This window comes from Nocardia fusca NBRC 14340 (genome assembly GCF_001618425.1).
Taxonomy (GTDB): Bacteria; Actinomycetota; Actinomycetes; order Mycobacteriales; family Mycobacteriaceae; genus Nocardia; species Nocardia fusca.
Genome location: NZ_BDCU01000017.1, coordinates 492,202 through 508,280, shown reverse-complemented (window position 1 = coordinate 508,280; position 16,079 = coordinate 492,202). Strand labels below are relative to the sequence as shown.

Annotated in this window: 15 protein-coding genes and 1 riboswitch; of the genes, 13 read left to right on the top strand and 2 right to left on the bottom strand. The window is 69.4% G+C overall.

Going from position 1 to position 16,079, the window contains the following annotated elements:
• Positions 1-19: 19 nt before the first annotated feature.
• Positions 20-2,320, bottom strand: a complete 2,301-nt coding sequence (gene metE / locus NF4_RS08775; protein WP_063126707.1) for a 5-methyltetrahydropteroyltriglutamate--homocysteine S-methyltransferase — start codon at positions 2,318-2,320, stop codon at positions 20-22.
• Between the two features lie 139 nt (positions 2,321-2,459).
• Positions 2,460-2,597: riboswitch (cobalamin riboswitch) on the bottom strand.
• A gap of 353 nt (positions 2,598-2,950) precedes the next feature.
• Here metE and NF4_RS08770 point away from each other — a divergent pair.
• The 3 genes from NF4_RS08770 to coaD are packed head-to-tail and all read left to right on the top strand — an operon-like array spanning position 2,951 to position 7,428.
• Entirely contained in the window at positions 2,951-6,349 is a 3,399-nt protein-coding gene (locus tag NF4_RS08770) for a pyruvate carboxylase (protein ID WP_063126706.1), read from the top strand.
• Positions 6,346-6,939: a 16S rRNA (guanine(966)-N(2))-methyltransferase RsmD gene (rsmD, locus tag NF4_RS08765; RefSeq protein WP_063126705.1), complete on the top strand. Its 594-nt coding sequence runs from the start codon at positions 6,346-6,348 to the stop codon at positions 6,937-6,939. Before NF4_RS08770 ends, rsmD begins: the two co-directional genes overlap by 4 nt.
• A gap of 3 nt (positions 6,940-6,942) precedes the next feature.
• Complete coding sequence (gene coaD / locus NF4_RS08760) at positions 6,943-7,428, top strand: pantetheine-phosphate adenylyltransferase (protein WP_063126704.1); 486 nt, start codon at positions 6,943-6,945, stop codon at positions 7,426-7,428.
• On the opposite strand, the gene NF4_RS08755 is transcribed toward coaD, so the two are convergent.
• Positions 7,396-7,971: a GtrA family protein gene (locus NF4_RS08755; RefSeq protein WP_157120069.1), complete on the bottom strand. Its 576-nt coding sequence runs from the start codon at positions 7,969-7,971 to the stop codon at positions 7,396-7,398. The two genes, coaD and NF4_RS08755, sit on opposite strands and share 33 nt — an antisense overlap.
• Before the next feature lie 225 nt (positions 7,972-8,196).
• Here NF4_RS08755 and NF4_RS08750 point away from each other — a divergent pair, with 225 nt between their 5' ends.
• The 10 genes from NF4_RS08750 (at position 8,197) to NF4_RS08715 (ending at position 16,079) form a co-directional block, all read left to right on the top strand.
• On the top strand, positions 8,197-8,943 hold the full coding sequence (locus tag NF4_RS08750; RefSeq protein ID WP_063126703.1) for a polarized growth protein Scy-related protein: 747 nt from the start codon (positions 8,197-8,199) through the stop codon (positions 8,941-8,943).
• A 277-nt stretch (positions 8,944-9,220) separates the two neighbouring features.
• Positions 9,221-9,880, top strand: a complete 660-nt coding sequence (locus NF4_RS08745; protein ID WP_084532961.1) for a YceD family protein — start codon at positions 9,221-9,223, stop codon at positions 9,878-9,880.
• Positions 9,881-9,882: 2 nt separating this feature from the next.
• Positions 9,883-10,065 (top strand): 50S ribosomal protein L32, encoded by a 183-nt coding sequence (gene rpmF, locus NF4_RS36345; protein ID WP_084532960.1) that lies wholly within the window; start codon positions 9,883-9,885, stop codon positions 10,063-10,065.
• A gap of 14 nt (positions 10,066-10,079) precedes the next feature.
• Positions 10,080-10,802, top strand: coding sequence for a ribonuclease III (gene rnc, locus NF4_RS08740; protein ID WP_063041739.1), 723 nt, complete (start codon positions 10,080-10,082; stop codon positions 10,800-10,802).
• Positions 10,803-11,690 (top strand): bifunctional DNA-formamidopyrimidine glycosylase/DNA-(apurinic or apyrimidinic site) lyase, encoded by an 888-nt coding sequence (mutM, locus tag NF4_RS08735; protein ID WP_063126702.1) that lies wholly within the window; start codon positions 10,803-10,805, stop codon positions 11,688-11,690.
• 81 nt (positions 11,691-11,771) lie between these two features.
• Entirely contained in the window at positions 11,772-12,353 is a 582-nt protein-coding gene (locus NF4_RS08730; protein WP_063126701.1) for a dihydrofolate reductase family protein, read from the top strand.
• 3 nt (positions 12,354-12,356) lie between these two features.
• The gene (locus NF4_RS08725; protein ID WP_063126700.1) at positions 12,357-13,421 is read left to right on the top strand and encodes a PHP domain-containing protein; all 1,065 of its coding nucleotides are present in this window, start codon (positions 12,357-12,359) and stop codon (positions 13,419-13,421) included.
• 170 nt (positions 13,422-13,591) lie between these two features.
• Positions 13,592-15,115 (top strand): PstS family phosphate ABC transporter substrate-binding protein, encoded by a 1,524-nt coding sequence (locus NF4_RS08720; RefSeq protein ID WP_232330361.1) that lies wholly within the window; start codon positions 13,592-13,594, stop codon positions 15,113-15,115.
• Between the two features lie 281 nt (positions 15,116-15,396).
• Positions 15,397-15,540 (top strand): hypothetical protein, encoded by a 144-nt coding sequence (locus NF4_RS37575; protein WP_157120067.1) that lies wholly within the window; start codon positions 15,397-15,399, stop codon positions 15,538-15,540.
• A 53-nt stretch (positions 15,541-15,593) separates the two neighbouring features.
• Complete coding sequence (locus NF4_RS08715; RefSeq protein WP_084532989.1) at positions 15,594-16,079, top strand: OsmC family protein; 486 nt, start codon at positions 15,594-15,596, stop codon at positions 16,077-16,079.

Genomic DNA, 16,079 nt, shown 5'->3' with positions numbered 1-16,079 from the left:
GGCGGCCCGGGCCGGGAATTCAGCGGACGCCGCGGGCGGCGGCCACCATATTGCGCAGGGATGCCTCCACCTCGGCCGGGCCGCGGGTCTTCAGGCCACAATCGGGATTGACCCAGAGCCGTTCGGCCGGAACCGCTTCCAGGGCGGCGCGCAAGGACGCGGTGATCTCCTCGACGCCGGGCACCCGGGGCGAGTGGATATCGTAGACGCCCGGTCCCACCCCGGCGGCGAAGCCCGAGGCGGTCAGATCGCCCAGTACCTCCATGCGCGAGCGGGCGGCCTCGATGGACGTGACATCGGCGTCCAGTCCGGCAATGGCGTCGATCACCTCACCGAACTCCGAATAGCACAGGTGGGTGTGGATCTGGACGGAGTCGGCCACCCCGGAGGTCGCCAGCCGGAACGCGTGCACCGACCAGTCCAGGTACGCCTGCTGATCGGCGTCGCGCAGCGGAAGCAGTTCCCGCAGCGCGGGCTCGTCGACCTGGACGATCCGGATACCGGCGTTCTGCAGATCCACCGTCTCGTCCCGGATCGCCAGGGCCACCTGCCGGGCCGAATCCGATAGCGGCTGGTCGTCGCGGACGAAGGACCAGGCCAGGATGGTGACCGGACCGGTGAGCATGCCCTTGACCGGTTTGTCGGTGAGCGACTGCGCGTAGGTGATCCAGTCCACCGTCATCGCGGCCGGACGGGAGACGTCACCGAACAGGATGGGTGGGCGCACGCAGCGGGTGCCGTAGGACTGCACCCAGCCCAGGTCGGTCGTCGCGAATCCGTCGAGCTGTTCGGCGAAGTACTGCACCATATCGTTGCGTTCCGGTTCGCCGTGCACGAGGACGTCGAGGCCGAGTTTCTCCTGCAGCGCGATGACCTCGCCGATCTCCGCCCGCATCCGCCGTACGTACTCGGCCCGCTCGATCTCCCCGGACCGCAGTGCCGCCCGGGCCAGCCGGATGGCCGAGGTCTGCGGATAGGAGCCGATGGTGGTGGTCGGCAGCGACGGCAGGTGCAGGCGCTCCTGTTGCAGGGTCCGGCGCTGTTCGGCGGGAGCCCGCCGCGTGGCGTCCGGGCCCAGCGCGGCCAGTCGCGCCCGCACTTGGGCGTTGGTGATCCGCGGATCGGCGCGGCGGCTCGCCGCGGCGGCACGGGCGGTTTGCAGTTCCGCGGCGATCGCCTCGGTGCCGGAGTGCAAGCCTGTTGCCAGCACGCGCACCTCGGCGGTCTTCTCGGCGCCGAAGGCGAGCCAGGAGCGCAGCGCGTCGTCGAGCCGCGTCTCCACCGCCAGTGAGTACGGGACGTGCAGCAGCGAGCACGAGGTGGAAACGGCCAGTGCCCGCGCGCTGCCCAGCAGGGTGGCCAGCGTCGACAGCGCACCGTCGAGGTCGGTACGCCAGACATTGCGGCCGTCGACCACACCCGCGACCAGCAGTTTGTGCGACAGCGTGGGGACGGCCGCCACCGCGGCGACGTCGGTGCCCGCGACCAGATCCACGGCGATACCTTCGATATCGGTGGCGGCCAGGGCCTCCAGCGCGGCGCCCGGATGCCCGAAACAGGTGGCCACCAGCACCGCCGGCCGCTGCGCCACCGTGGTGAGTTCGGTGTAGACCCGGCGGACCGTCGCCAGTTCCGCCGGGGTGAGATCGGTGACCAGCGCGGGCTCGTCGAGTTGTACCCAGCCCGCGCCCGCGTCGGCGAGCAGCCGCAGCAACTCCCGGTACAGCGGGATCAGTTCGTCGATCCGGTCCAGTGCCGCGCCGCCGGTGGTTTTGGCCAGTTTCAGGAAGGTGACCGGTCCGATGACCACGGGCCGGGCCGGCACGCCGAGTTCGATCGCTTCGGCCACCTGCGCCAGCAGGTCTTGCGGATGCAGGCCGAAGGTGGTGTCCGGGCCGAGTTCGGGCACCAGGTAGTGGTAGTTGGTGTCGAACCACTTGGTCATCTCCAGTGGTTCCACCGACTCGGTTCCGCGCGCGGCGGCGAAATAGCGGTCCAGCCGATCCGCGATCCCGGCGGCCCGGGCGGGCAGGGCACCGAGGAGGACGGCGGTGTCGAGCATCTGGTCGTAGTAGGAGAAGGTGCCGACGGGGATCGAATCCAGGCCGGCGGCGGTCAGTTCTGCGTACTGGTCCCGGCGCAGTGCGCGGCCGGTCTCGTGTAGCTGATCGGCATCGATGTGCCCGGCCCAGTAGGACTCGATGGCACGTTTGAGCTCCCGGCGTGGCCCCACCCGGGGGAGTCCGAGAACCGTTGCGGTGAACGGGCTCTGCGAAATAGCGGTCACGGTTTTCTCCAGTGCTGAAAGTTCGACAGCCATCGCCTTTTCACGTGCGCACGGCACCGATGAGACCCCGAACGAACCGGCCGGGCCGGAACGGAATGTCAGCACAGGTGGACCGCAGCGCCCAGTCCACGAGGCGGTGGCCACCGGATACGGCGTATCCGGTACAACCGGCAGGTCTTCGGACTCGCGGGCACCGGCCTGTCGGCCGACCTACTGGCCGTCGCTTCCCAGGCGTGCTGCCCAGTGCTGATGACGGCGGTCGTTCCTGCTCACCGCTGCGGGACAGTTCCGGATTTCCACCGGATTCCCTCTCACCCGCGTGGTGCGGGCTTCGGCGCCGGGGGCGGACGTTCGGGGCTCCTCGTCGTCCGGCCGGCGGACCAGCTGCGGCTCCACCATAACGCGGACGCGCCGCGCCCGCCCGCAGCGGCTCGAACAGCGTCCGGGTGGCGTCCGGCTTCGCACATCTTCGCAAGAGTCCCGGACCGCTCCGATAGCCGGGAGATGGCCGCGGCGGATGATACGCACAGGCCGGGATCGTGGGCGGTGAGATATGACGGTGCGGTGAACAAGACTTCGCAGCGTTGCCATACGTACTTGTGAAGATTCTGCGAAGTGGACTTCGCTGTCGCCCCTGGGTGTGGCGCCGGGTACGTTGGTTCAATGTTCTCGAAAGTCTTGGTTGCCAACCGCGGCGAAATCGCCATCCGAGCCTTCCGCGCGGCGTACGAGCTCGGTGTCGGAACGGTTGCCGTCTTCCCGCACGAGGACCGCAATTCGGTCCACCGCCTGAAGGCGGACGAGGCATACGAGATCGGCGAGGAAGGTCATCCGGTCCGCGCCTACCTCTCGGTCGGCGCCATCATCGAGGCGGCGAAGACCGCGGGCGCCGACGCGATCTACCCCGGCTACGGGTTCCTGTCGGAGAATCCCGATCTGGCCGCCGCGTGCGCCCGGGAGGGCATCACCTTCATCGGGCCGTCGGCCGAGGTTCTCGAACTGGCGGGCAACAAGGCCCGCGCGATCGCCGCGGCGCGGGAGGCCGGGTTGCCGGTCCTGGATTCGAGCGCGCCCTCGGCCGATGTGGCGGAGTTGCTGGCGGCCGCGGAATCCATGGAGTTCCCGGTATTCGTCAAGGCCGTCGCCGGCGGTGGCGGGCGCGGGATGCGGCGGGTGGCCGAGCGGTCCGGGCTGCGGGAGGCGATCGAGGCGGCCTCGCGCGAGGCGGAGTCGGCGTTCGGTGATCCGACGGTGTTCCTGGAACAGGCCGTGGTGAACCCGCGGCATATCGAGGTGCAGATCCTGGCCGATACCCAGGGCAATGTGATGCACCTGTTCGAGCGGGACTGTTCGCTGCAGCGGCGGCACCAGAAGGTGATCGAACTGGCCCCGGCCCCGAATCTGGATCCGGAGTTGCGGGACCGGATCTGCGCGGACGCGGTGGCCTTCGCCCGGCAGATCGGCTACAGCTGTGCGGGCACGGTGGAGTTCCTGCTCGACGAACGCGGTAATCACGTGTTCATCGAGATGAATCCGCGGATCCAGGTGGAACACACGGTGACCGAGGAGATCACCGATGTGGATCTGGTGCAGTCGCAGTTGCGGATCGCGGCCGGGGAGAGTCTGACCGACCTGGGACTGAGCCAGGACAAGGTGACCATCCGCGGTGCGGCGCTGCAGTGCCGGATCACCACCGAGGACCCGGCCAACGGATTCCGTCCCGATACCGGTCGCATCACCGCCTACCGCACTCCCGGCGGCGCCGGTATCCGGCTCGACGGCGGCGCGAACCTGGGCGCGGAGATCGGCGCCTACTTCGATTCCATGCTGGTCAAGCTCACCTGCCGCGGCCGGGACTTCCCGGCGGCGGTGGCGCGGGCCCGGCGGGCGCTGATGGAATTCCGGATCCGCGGTGTCACCACCAATATCCCGTTCCTGCTCGCGGTACTCGGCGACGACGATTTCACCGCGGGCCGTATCACCACCTCGTTCATCGACGAGCGCCCGGAACTGCTGGCCACCCGCGAACCCGCCGACCGCGGCACCAAGATCCTGAACTACTTGGCCGATGTCACGGTGAACAAACCGCACGGCGCCCGGCCGACCGCGGTGTACCCCCACGACAAACTGCCCGCGATCGACCTGTCGGTGCCGCCGCCGGACGGTTCGCGACAGAAACTGCTGACGCTGGGCCCGGAGGGATTCGCGCGGGCGTTGCGCGAGCAGAAGGCCGTCGGGGTCACCGACACCACCTTCCGCGACGCGCACCAGTCGCTGCTGGCGACCCGGGTCCGCACCAACGGCCTGCTCGATGTGGCCGGGCACGTGGCGCGACTGACCCCGGAACTGCTGTCCATCGAGGCATGGGGCGGGGCGACCTACGATGTGGCGCTGCGGTTCCTCTACGAGGACCCGTGGGAGCGGCTGGCCGCGCTGCGCGAGGCGATTCCGAACATCTGCCTGCAGATGTTGCTGCGCGGCCGCAACACCGTCGGCTACACCCCGTATCCGGAGCGGGTGACCCGGGCGTTCGTGGCCGAGGCCACCGAGACCGGTATCGATATCTTCCGGATCTTCGACGCCCTGAACAATGTGGACCAGATGCGCCCGGCCATCGATGCGGTCCGGGAAACCGGTACCGCGATCGCCGAGGTCGCGCTGTCCTACACCGGTGATCTCGCCGACCCGGAAGAGAAGCTCTACACCCTCGACTACTACCTCAAACTGGCCGAGCAGATCGTGGACGCGGGCGCGCACGTGCTGGCGATCAAGGATATGGCCGGACTGTTGCGCGCGCCCGCCGCGGCGAAACTGGTGACCGCGCTGCGCAGCAATTTCGATCTGCCGGTCCATGTGCACACCCACGACACCCCGGGTGGGCAGCTGGCCACCTATCTCGCCGCCTGGCAGGCCGGTGCCGACGCCGTGGACGGCGCGTCGGCCGCTATGGCCGGCACCACCAGCCAGCCCGCGCTCTCGGCGATCGTGGCCGCTGCCGCGCACAGCGAATACGACACCGGGCTGAACCTGCGCAATGTCTGCGATCTGGAGCCGTACTGGGAGGCGCTGCGCAAGGTGTACGCGCCCTTCGAATCCGGCCTGCCGGCGCCCACCGGGCGCGTCTACACCCACGAGATCCCCGGCGGGCAGCTGTCGAATCTGCGCCAGCAGGCCATCGCCCTGGGGCTCGGCGACCGGTTCGAGGAGGTCGAGGCGAAATACGCGGCCGCCGACCGGTTGCTGGGCCGGTTGATCAAGGTCACACCGTCCTCCAAGGTGGTCGGTGACCTGGCGCTGTCGCTGGTCGGCTCCGGGATCGATATCGAGCAGTTCGCCGCCGATCCGGGTCGCTACGACATCCCCGATTCGGTGATCGGTTTTCTGCGCGGCGAACTCGGCACACCGGCCGGCGGTTGGCCCGAGCCGTTCCGGGAAAAGGCGCTCGCCGGCCGTGGCGCGGCCAAACCCGAATCCGAGTTGTCCGAGGCGGACGAAGCGGGCCTGGCCGGCACCTCCGATGAGCGCCGCGCAACCCTCAACCGGCTGCTGTTCCCCGGCCCGACCGCGGAATTCCTGGCGCATCGGGAGAAATACGGCGATACCACGGGGCTGTCGGCCAATCAGTTCTTCTACGGCCTGCGGCACGGCGAGGAACACCAGGTGCAGCTCGAGAAGGGCGTCATCCTGCTCATCGGGCTGGAGGCGATCTCCGAACCCGACGAACGCGGGATGCGCACGGTCATGTGCATCCTCAACGGGCAGTTGCGCCCGGTGTCCGTGCGTGACCGTTCCATCGCCAGTGAGATCCCGGCCGCGGAGAAGGCCGACAAGAACAATCCGCATCACATCGCGGCGCCCTTCGCCGGCGTCGTGACGCTGACCGTGGCCGAAGGCGAAACGGTCGCCTCGGGCGACACCATCGGCACCATCGAGGCCATGAAGATGGAAGCCGCCATCACCGCGCCGCGCGGCGGTGTGGTGGGGCGGGTGGCCATCGCGCAGGTGCAGCAGGTCGAAGGCGGTGATCTGCTGGTCGAGCTGGGCGAGCGCGAATCCGAATGACCCGGATCGTCGCCGGGACCGCCGGTGGGCGGCGCCTGAAGGTGCCGCCGGCCGGGACCCGGCCCACCTCGGACCGGGTGCGGGAGGCCGTGTTCTCCTCGATCGAGGCGTGGATGGACCTCGCGGGCGCCCGGGTGCTCGACCTCTACGCCGGCTCGGGCGCGCTCGGGCTGGAGGCGCTGTCGCGCGGCGCCGCTGCCGCGCTGCTGGTCGAATCCGACCGGCGGGCGGCCGGGGTGCTGCGGGGCAATATCGCCGAACTGGGCCTGAGCGGTGCCCAGGTGCGGATCGGTACGGTGACGCAGGTGCTCGCCCACGGCGGCGCGGGCACTTTCGATCTGGTGTTCGCCGATCCGCCCTACGAGCTGCCGACCGCGGCCGTCGAGGGCGATCTCACGGCGCTCGCCACGCACGGGTGGCTCGCCGAGGAAGCGTTATTGCTGGTGGAACGCTCCGCGCGGTCGGCTGAGATCGCCTGGCCCGCAGGCTTCGAGGGTCGCGCCGCGCGGCGCTACGGGGAGACCCGGATCGAGTCGGCGGTGTACCTCGGCGCGACCCCGGCGGACCCGGGCGAACCTGCTAGCGTCTGACCCATGGCAGGAGCTTTGTGCCCGGGATCCTTCGATCCGGTGACCAACGGCCATCTCGATGTGTTCCGGCGGGTCGCCGAACAGTTCGACGAGGTCGTGATCACGGTGATGATCAACAAGAAGAAGCAGGGCATGTTCTCGGTCGACGAGCGGATCGAGATGCTGCGGGACGCCACCGCGGACCTGGCGAACGTGCGGGTCGCCTCCTGGGACGGGTTGCTGGTCGATTTCGCCCGGGAGCAGGGCATCACCGCCATCGTCAAGGGGCTGCGCGACGCCGGTGATTTCGGCTACGAACTCCAGATGGCGCAGATGAACAAGAAGCTCTCCGGCGTCGACACGCTCTTCCTCGCGACCAACCCCAGCTTCGGCTACCTGTCCAGCTCCCTTGTCAAGGAAGTGGCGGCCTTCGGCGGCGATGTCAGCGATATGCTGCCGCCGCTGGTGCACAAACGCCTACTCGACCGGCTGGCCGAGCGGGCGGGCTGACCCGGACCGCTGGGCGGTCATTTCCCGGGCCCGCGCCAGCGGCCGGAACACCAGCCCGCGCAACGCCAGGAACCGCAGACCACCGACCGCGGCGCTGATCGCCAGCACGGCCGCGGCCTGGGTGGGTTCGTTCAGTGTCGGGGCCAACACCTCCAGCGCGGCGAGGGCCGCGGTGCTGATACCCAGCCCCAGCAGCGCCAGGCCGCCGCCTTCCCACTGCGCGGTGAACCAGCCGACCCGCTCGGCGGCGTGGAAGGTGAGCCGGCGGTGCAGTTCGTTGGCCAGGACGGTGCTCACCACCGAGCCGGCCACGTTGGCCAGTAGCGTTCCGGCGCCGGTGAGGGTCAGGAAGAGCAGGACATACGAGATATTGCTCAATCCACCGACCAGTGCGAAACGAATCAACTGCGGGAACGCACGGTCACCGCGCAGGTATTGCAGGAGGCGCTGCCGCCAGGCGGCGGGGGCGAACGGTTCCGGCCAATCGATATCCAGATCCCCGGTGGTCAGTGCCGTGGAGGTAGGCAACTGCAGGATGGTCATGGGCGGTTCCGATCGGGCAAGGGACAGGCAGCCCCTCCGTGCCGCGGTTGGGCTCCCTAAGAATTTAACACCAAGCGGAGGGTGGGTCTCCAGTTGATTGTGTGACTCTGCAGATATCGGGCAGACCGGGCGACACACCGAAAGTAGGTTCGGCGCATCCACCGGCCCGGGGCACACTGGGAACGGCGTGATGTGTCGCCGATCGTCAGCAGGAGGACAGTGAGCATGTACCGGGTATTCGAGGCGCTCGACGAACTGGTCGCCATAGTCGAGGAGGCGCGGGGTATCCCCGCGACGCGCAACTGCATCGTGCCGCGTCCGGAAACCCTCGATCTGCTCGACGATGTGCGGGACGCGCTGCCCACCGAGATCGACGACGCCCAGGATGTGCTCGATCACCGGGACAAGATCGTCGACGACGCCCGGGGGCTCGCGGAGGACACCATCCGGTCCGCGGACCAACAGGCCGCCGGCACGGTGGCCGACGCCCGCGCCGAAGCCGACCGGATCCTCGCCGAGGCCAAGGCGCACGCCGACCGGATGGTCGCCGAGGCCACCGCGCACGCCGACCGGATGGTCGATACGGCCACCGCCGAGGCCGAACGCCTCGTCGCCGACGCCAAGGCCGAATACGAGGCGGTTACCGGCCGGGCCCGCGCCGAGGCCGAACGGACCGTCGAGGCCGGCCAGGCCTCCTACGACCGCTCGGTCGCCGACGGCCAGGCCGAACAACGCCGGCTGGTGGAGGACACCGAGGTGGTGCGGGCCGCGCACGCCGAATCGGCCCGCATCATCGACACCGCGCACGCCGAGGCCGACCGGATGCGCGCCGACTGCGACCACTACGTCGACACCAAACTCGCCGAGTTCGAGGAAACCCTCGGCAGTGCGCTGCGCACCGTCGGCCGGGGCCGCCAGCAGTTGCGCAACGGGGCGGGCGTTCCCGATTACGCCGCCGAGTTCCGGCGGTGATATCGGCCCCGCCTCCGGCGGGGCGGGGCCGGGGCCCTCGTGACCCCGGTTCTTCACTCCTCCACTCAGTCGCTGCGCTCCCTCGCTCCGTCGCTCCAAAACCGGGGCGGGCCCCGACCACGGATGCCGGCCGTTCGGAGTAGACAACGACCGGGCATCCGGATCCGGACCTCCCCGCCGAGTTTTGCCGGTCCGGCCAGGTCGCGTACTGTGGGGTGGTTGCTCGCCGATTCCGGCGCAAACCACCTGTCCCGACCCACCCAGTGGAGTGTTTGCGATGCCTGCCGATACCACCGCGCGCTCGCGTTCCGGTGCACCTCGTGCACACGGCGCGGGTTTCGTGCTGGATGTCCGCAGCCTCGGTCGCGCCCCGGGCTCGATGCGCGAACTGCGGCGGACGGTCACCACCACCGAACGACTCGGACTCGACCTCGTCGGCGTACCCGTCGGCGCGGAGGTCGAGCTGGATCTGCGGTTGCAATCCGTATCCGAGGGCGTGCTCGTCACCGGGACCCTCGAGGCGCCGGTGACCGGTGAGTGCTCGCGGTGCCTCGAACCGTTCACCGATACGGTGCGGTTGTCGCTGACCGAGCTGTTCGCCTACCCGGACAGTGCCACCGACCAGACCTCCTCCGAGGACGAGGTCTACCGGATGAGCGACGATCTCATCGACCTGGAACCCCTGGTAGTGGATCAGCTGGGCCTGGAGTTGCCGCTGCAGCCGCTGTGCTCGCCGGACTGCGCGGGCCTGTGCCCGGAGTGCGGCGTGCGGATGGCGATTGCGGGATCCGATCACGGGCATGAGATACTTGATCCCCGCTGGGCCGGGCTGGCGAATTTCGCCTCCGGATCGCCCGGCAGCGGCAGCCCCGACGAGGGTGCGGCCACCGGAGATCATTCCACCGAGACAGCACGTAACAGTACAGAGGAGAATTAGTCGTGGCCGTTCCCAAGCGCCGGATGTCCCGTTCCAACACCCGGTCGCGGCGCAGCCAGTGGAAGGCCGCCGCTCCCACCCTGATCACCTGCCCGAACCGGGCGTGTGGTCAGAAGACCCCGCCGCATATCGCGTGCCCCTCCTGCGGTACTTACAAGGGCCGCCAGGTCGTTTCCCCCGTCTGACCACCGGTCGACCGTTGACCGCGGGTAAAGACGAACCCGGTGAACCGGGTGATCATTCGGGCCTGCTCGCCGCCCTGGGCGTCGAGGTGGCTCCGGAATTGTTGCGACTGGCGCTGACCCATCGCTCGTACGCGTACGAGAACGGCGGCCTGCCGACCAATGAGCGGCTCGAGTTCCTCGGGGACTCCGTGCTCGGTCTGAGCATCACCGAGCGGCTCTACCATGAGCATCCGGAGAAATCCGAGGGTGAGCTGGCCAAGCTGCGCGCGAGTGTGGTGAACATGCACGCGCTCGCCGAGGTGGCACGCAACCTGGGTGAGGGTGGTCTGGGCGCGCATCTGCTGCTCGGCAAAGGTGAGGAACTCACCGGTGGCCGGGACAAGCCCAGCATCCTCGCCGACGGTATGGAATCGCTGCTCGGCGCCGTCCACCTCGAGCACGGCATCGACGTGGCCCGCGAGGTCGTGCTGCGGCTGTTCGCCGACCTGCTCGAACGCGGCCCGCGGATGGGCGCGGGGCTGGACTTCAAGACCAGCCTGCAGGAGTTGACCGCCGAACGCGGTCTCGGTGTACCCAGCTACGAGATCACGTCCACCGGCCCCGACCACGACAAGGAATTCACCGCGACCACCGTGATCGCCGGGGATGCCTACGGTCAGGGAGTCGGCCGGTCGAAGAAAGAAGCCGAGCAGAAGGCGGCGGGCGCCGCCTACCGCGCGTTGACCGGCGAATCCTGAATGCCCGAACTCCCCGAGGTCGAGGTCGTGCGCCGCGGCCTCACCGAACATCTGTGCGGGCGGACCGTCGAATCGGTCGCCGTCACCCATCCGCGGTCGGTGCGCCGGCACGAGCCGGGCGCCGCCGATATGGCGGCCCGGCTCACCGGGCTCACGGTGGCCGCGGCGCAGCGGCGCGGGAAGTATCTGTGGCTCACCTTCGACGAACCCGGCGGCGGATCCGCTGATACCGCGCTGGTCGTGCATCTGGGTATGAGCGGGCAGATGCTGGTACAGCCCGCCGGCGCCCCGGTGGAGAAGCACGCCCATATCCGGGCGACCCTCGACGACGGGCGTGAACTGCGCTTCGTCGACCAGCGCACCTTCGGCGGCTGGGTGCTGGCACCGCTGGTGGAGGTGGACGGCGATCTGCTGCCCGACCTGCTCGCGCATATCGCCCGCGACCCGTTGGACCCCCGATTCGACGCCGAGCGGGTGGTCGGTGTGCTGCGGACCAAGAACACCGAGATCAAACGGGTGCTGCTGGATCAGGCCGTGGTCTCCGGGATCGGCAACATCTACGCCGACGAGGCGCTGTGGCGGGCGAAGGTGCACGGCGGCCGGATCGCCTCGGCGCTCACCCGTCCGGTACTGCGCACCCTGCTCGCCGAGGCCCGCGCGGTGATGACCGACGCGCTCGCCGCCGGCGGTACCTCCTTCGACGCCCTGTATGTGAATGTGAACGGCGAATCCGGCTACTTCGAGCGCGCCCTGGCGGTGTACGGGCGCGGCGACCGGCCGTGCCCGCGTTGCGGGGCGGTGATCGTGCGGGAGAAGTTCATGAACCGCTCGTCCTATTCCTGCCCGCGTTGCCAGCCGCCACCGCGCGGGCGTCGCATTTCCGCCTGACGAGCCTCTCGCGCCCGGCCCGGCGGCGCGTTACGGTGGGCCTCGCAAGATCACCGACCCGGTCCGGCTGGGAGGCAGGCCATGCGCAAGCTCACCTACTACGTCGCCGCCACCATCGATGGGTTCATCGCCACCGAGGACGGCTCGGTGGACTTCTTCCCGGTCGGCGGCGATCACGGCCCCGCCATCACCGCGCAGTATCCGGAAACGTTGCCGTCGCGGGTGCGCGAAGCGCTCGGTATCACCAAGCGCAACGCGAACTTCGACACCGTGATCATGGGCCGCAGGACCCACGATTTCGGGGTCCGTACCGGCACCGCGAACCCGTACGCGCATCTACGCCAGTACGTGGTGTCCACTACGCTCACCGAGCCGCCGGACCCGGCGGTGGCTCTGATCGCCGCCGATCCGGTCACCGCGGTCGCCGAACTCAAACGGGAGCACGGTCTGGGCATCTGGTTGTGCGGGGGTGGTGAACTGGCCCGGGCGCTGCTGCCGGAGATAGATCAGGTGTTCCTGAAGCTGTATCCGATCGTGCTGGGTCGCGGGCGGCCGCTGTTCGGCTCCGGCCCGCAACTGCCGGATCCGGCGTGTTTCCGGGTGATCACCAGCCAGGTCTTCGAGGACGGTGTCGCCTTCGTGAAGTACAGCCGGGTGGGGTAGGCGGTGGCGGGCGAGTCGCGAGGGCCGGAGCAGGCCGGACCGCCCGCTCCGGGGCCCATCGCGGCCCTGCGCGAGATCGGGTTCTGGCTCGAACGCGACCGGGCGCAGACGCACCGGGTGAAGGCCTACCGTCGGGCCGCCGATATTCTCGCCGCCCTCGACGATGCCGCGGCCGATCGGTACCGCCGGGACCGCAGCTGGCAGGAGCTACCGGGGATCGGCCCCAAAACCGCCGCGGTGATCGAGGAGGCGTACGCCGGGGCCGTGCCCCGCTATCTGGCCGATCTGCGCGCCGCCGCGAAACCGATCGGTGCCGAAGGCGCGCCGCTGCGGGAACTGCTGCGCGGTGATCTGCACACGCATTCGGACTGGTCCGACGGTGGCAGCCCGATCGCCGAGATGATGAACTGTGCGGCCGCGATCGGGCACGAGTACTGCGCCCTCACCGACCATTCGCCGCGGCTCACCGTGGCCAATGGACTCTCGGCCGACCGGCTGCGGCGGCAGCTGGACGTGGTGGCCGCGCTCAATGCGGAACTGGCGCCGCTGCGGGTACTGACCGGGATCGAGGTCGATATCCTCGACGACGGCTCGCTCGACCAGGACGCCGATCTGCTCGCCGAACTCGATATCGTCGTCGCCAGTGTGCATTCGCGGTTGCGCGACGACCGCGACACCATGACCCGGCGGATGGTGTACGCGGTGGCGAATCCGAATGTCGATGTGCTCGGCCACTGCACCGGCCGGTTGGTCGAGGGCGGGCGCGGGACCCGGCCGGAATCGGACTTCGACGCCCGGATCGTGTTCGAGGCCTGCCGCCGCTACGGTACGGCGGTGGAGATCAACAGCCGTCCCGAGCGGCGGGACCCGCCGTCGCGGCTGATCCGGCTCGCCGTCGAGATGGGTTGCGAGTTCTCCATCGACACCGACGCGCACGCACCGGGCCAGCTGGACTGGCAGGGCTACGGCTGCGCCCGCGCGGTGGCCGCCGAGGTCCCGCCGGAGCGGATCGTGAACACCCGCCCGGTGGACGAACTGCTGGCGTGGACCCGTACTCCCGGCCGGTGACGGCAGGTCGGCGGCGGGCACTGTCGCGGCCGAACGAGGTGATCACCTCGGTGCGCCGGCGGTGACCGCGGGGTGAACGCCGGCCGAACAGTTCACGTGCTCGGCCGGTTTCGGTATCCGGTGCCCAAAGATGGTGGGAACTGTGTCGATTCGGGGGATGGTAGCCACTGGTGAGCGAACTGTTGTTCAATCTCGTTCTGCCCCTGGCCGGTATCGCGATACCGATGGGCGCGTTCCTGTGGGAGTTCGTGGTCGTCGGCCGGAAACGGCTCGGGTGGCGGGTGCAGATGGACACCCCGGTCACCGGGGAGACCGAATCCGGGCACGCGGGAGCGCTACGACAGCTCCGGCAGACCTCCGACGGCGCCGAGCGTAATCTGCAGGACCTGTCGGTGGTGCTGGTGCGGATCGAGAACAACGGCGCCACCACCATCGATGCCGCCGACTACGTGACCGCGCAGAACAGTCAGGCCGGTCTGCACCTGCAGTTCCCGGACCGCAAAGTGATCGGGATGGCGGTCACCGAGTTGAGCAATCCGGGCCTGGCCGTCTGTTTCGAACCCGAGTCGGGTTTCGGGCACCGGCAACTCGAGCAGGGTATCGGCGTGATCGACCTGCCCAAGGTCCCGCTGAACCGCAACGATCACTACAAGATCCTGGCCACTCTGGAACGCACGTCGGGGCACGGTCCCTACCCCGACCCGGTCATGCAGGGTGTGGTGACCGGTGGGGGTCTCACCAGAACGAAGGGCCGCACCGGGGTTTCACTGCTGATGGTGGCGCTCACCGGGTTCCTCGTCCTGGTCATCGCGGCGATGACCGTCCTCGATATCGCCGAACCCGAGCCCGCGCCGCTGGGCTGCGCGACCGGTGAGTTGACCGTGGTCGGTTCCACTGCCTTCGAGCCCGTGATCCGGGAGGCGGCCCGGCTCTACGAGCAGATGTGCCCCGGGGCCCGTTTCGCCTTCGGCTTCGAGGGCAGCGAACGAGGTATGGCCCGGCTCGAGGACGAGGCCGGTGGTCACGGCGGGCTGCTCGCTATCGGTGACGCACCTAAGGGCGCGGACTATCCGGCCCTGGTGCAGCGGCCGCTGGCGGTATCGCTGTTCTCGGTGGTCGCCCATCCGAGTGCGGGGGTGCGGGATCTGACGGCCGGGCAGATCCGCGACCTGTTCCAGGGGCGCGTATCGAACTGGCGCGAGGTGGGCGGCGCCGATCAGCCGGTACGTGTCGTCAACCGTTATGCCGGCTCGGGCTCGCGCTGGACCTTCGAATCCCGCCTGCTCGATTCCCCGCAACCACCCGAACCCGGCGTGACCTGCCGCGAACTGCGGCGAGGTGCTGCCGCCGGGCGCTGCCAGACGCTCTATACCGACGATATGCTCGCCGAGGTCGCCGCCACGGTCGGTGCGATCGGTTACAGCGAATCCGGCGACGCCGCCGACGCTCCGGGGTTGGTCGGGGTGACGATCGACGGCCGGCGCGCCACCCGGGACGAGCTCGCCGCGGGCGGCTATCCGTTCTGGGGAGTGGAGTACGCGTTCGGCCACGGTGATTTCGCGCCGGGCTCGCTGGGCGCCGGTTTCCTGCGGTTTCTCGTCGGTGAGGCCGGTCAGGACGTGATCCGGTCCTACGGCAATCTGCCGTGCGCCGATGTCGCCGACCCCGCGCTGTGCCACCCGCGTGCCGGATGATGCCCGCGGTGGCGCCGACCGATGCGACCGCGCGCTGAAGGCCCGGCGGCCTCGGGGCCGGTCGGGGCCGACGGGTGGCCCGGCCGGTCGGCGGCCTGCGGTGTCCGGCGTCGTGAACCCGCGCACGTCGGCGTGAACAACGCGTAAGTATCGAGTGTCCGGCCGGATCGGCGGGGTAGTTTCCGACGTAGCGACCCGATACGACCGGACCTTCCCGGCAGCACGGGCGCGGTGCGGCACCGAGGATTTCCGGTGCCGGGAACTGGACGGAGAGGACGGCCATGTCCCTGGTGGCGTGCGCGTTGATCGCCGGATTCGTCTTCGGTCTGCTCCTGCTGCGGGCCGTGGCGGTGTTGCTCGAAGTGCGCGATGAGCGACGGGTCCGGGTACCGGCGCGCGGCCGTCGTCGGCCGCACCGGCGCTGATCGGCCGAGGACGGGTGCGCGGTGCGGCGACCGCGGATGGCAGGATCGCGAGCATGGTTGACAACACCTCTGCGGCGTCCGCCCCGGCAGCGGGCGATACGGCGCCCGCGGCACAGGCCGGGCCGACCACCCTGTGGGTGGAACGGACGGGTACCCGCCGCTATACCGGTTACAGTTCGCGCGGCGCCGAGGTGCTCATCGGTTCCGAGGGGGTACCCGGCGTGTTCACCCCCGGTGAGCTGCTGAAGATCGCGCTGGCGGCCTGCTCGGGGATGAGTTCGGATTTCCCGCTGTCACGGCGGCTCGGTGACGACTACGACGCCACCATCCGGGTGTCCGGTGCCGCCGACCGGGAGAACGAGGTGTATCCGCAGCTCGACGAGGTCTTCGAGCTCGACCTCAGCGAGCTCGACGCGGCGGCCCGGGACCGATTGCTGGTGACGGTGCAGCGGGCCATCGACAAGGTCTGCACGGTCGGCCGCACGCTGAAGGCCGGCAGCAAGGTGACGCTGTCGTTCGATATCGACACGGTCGACTGA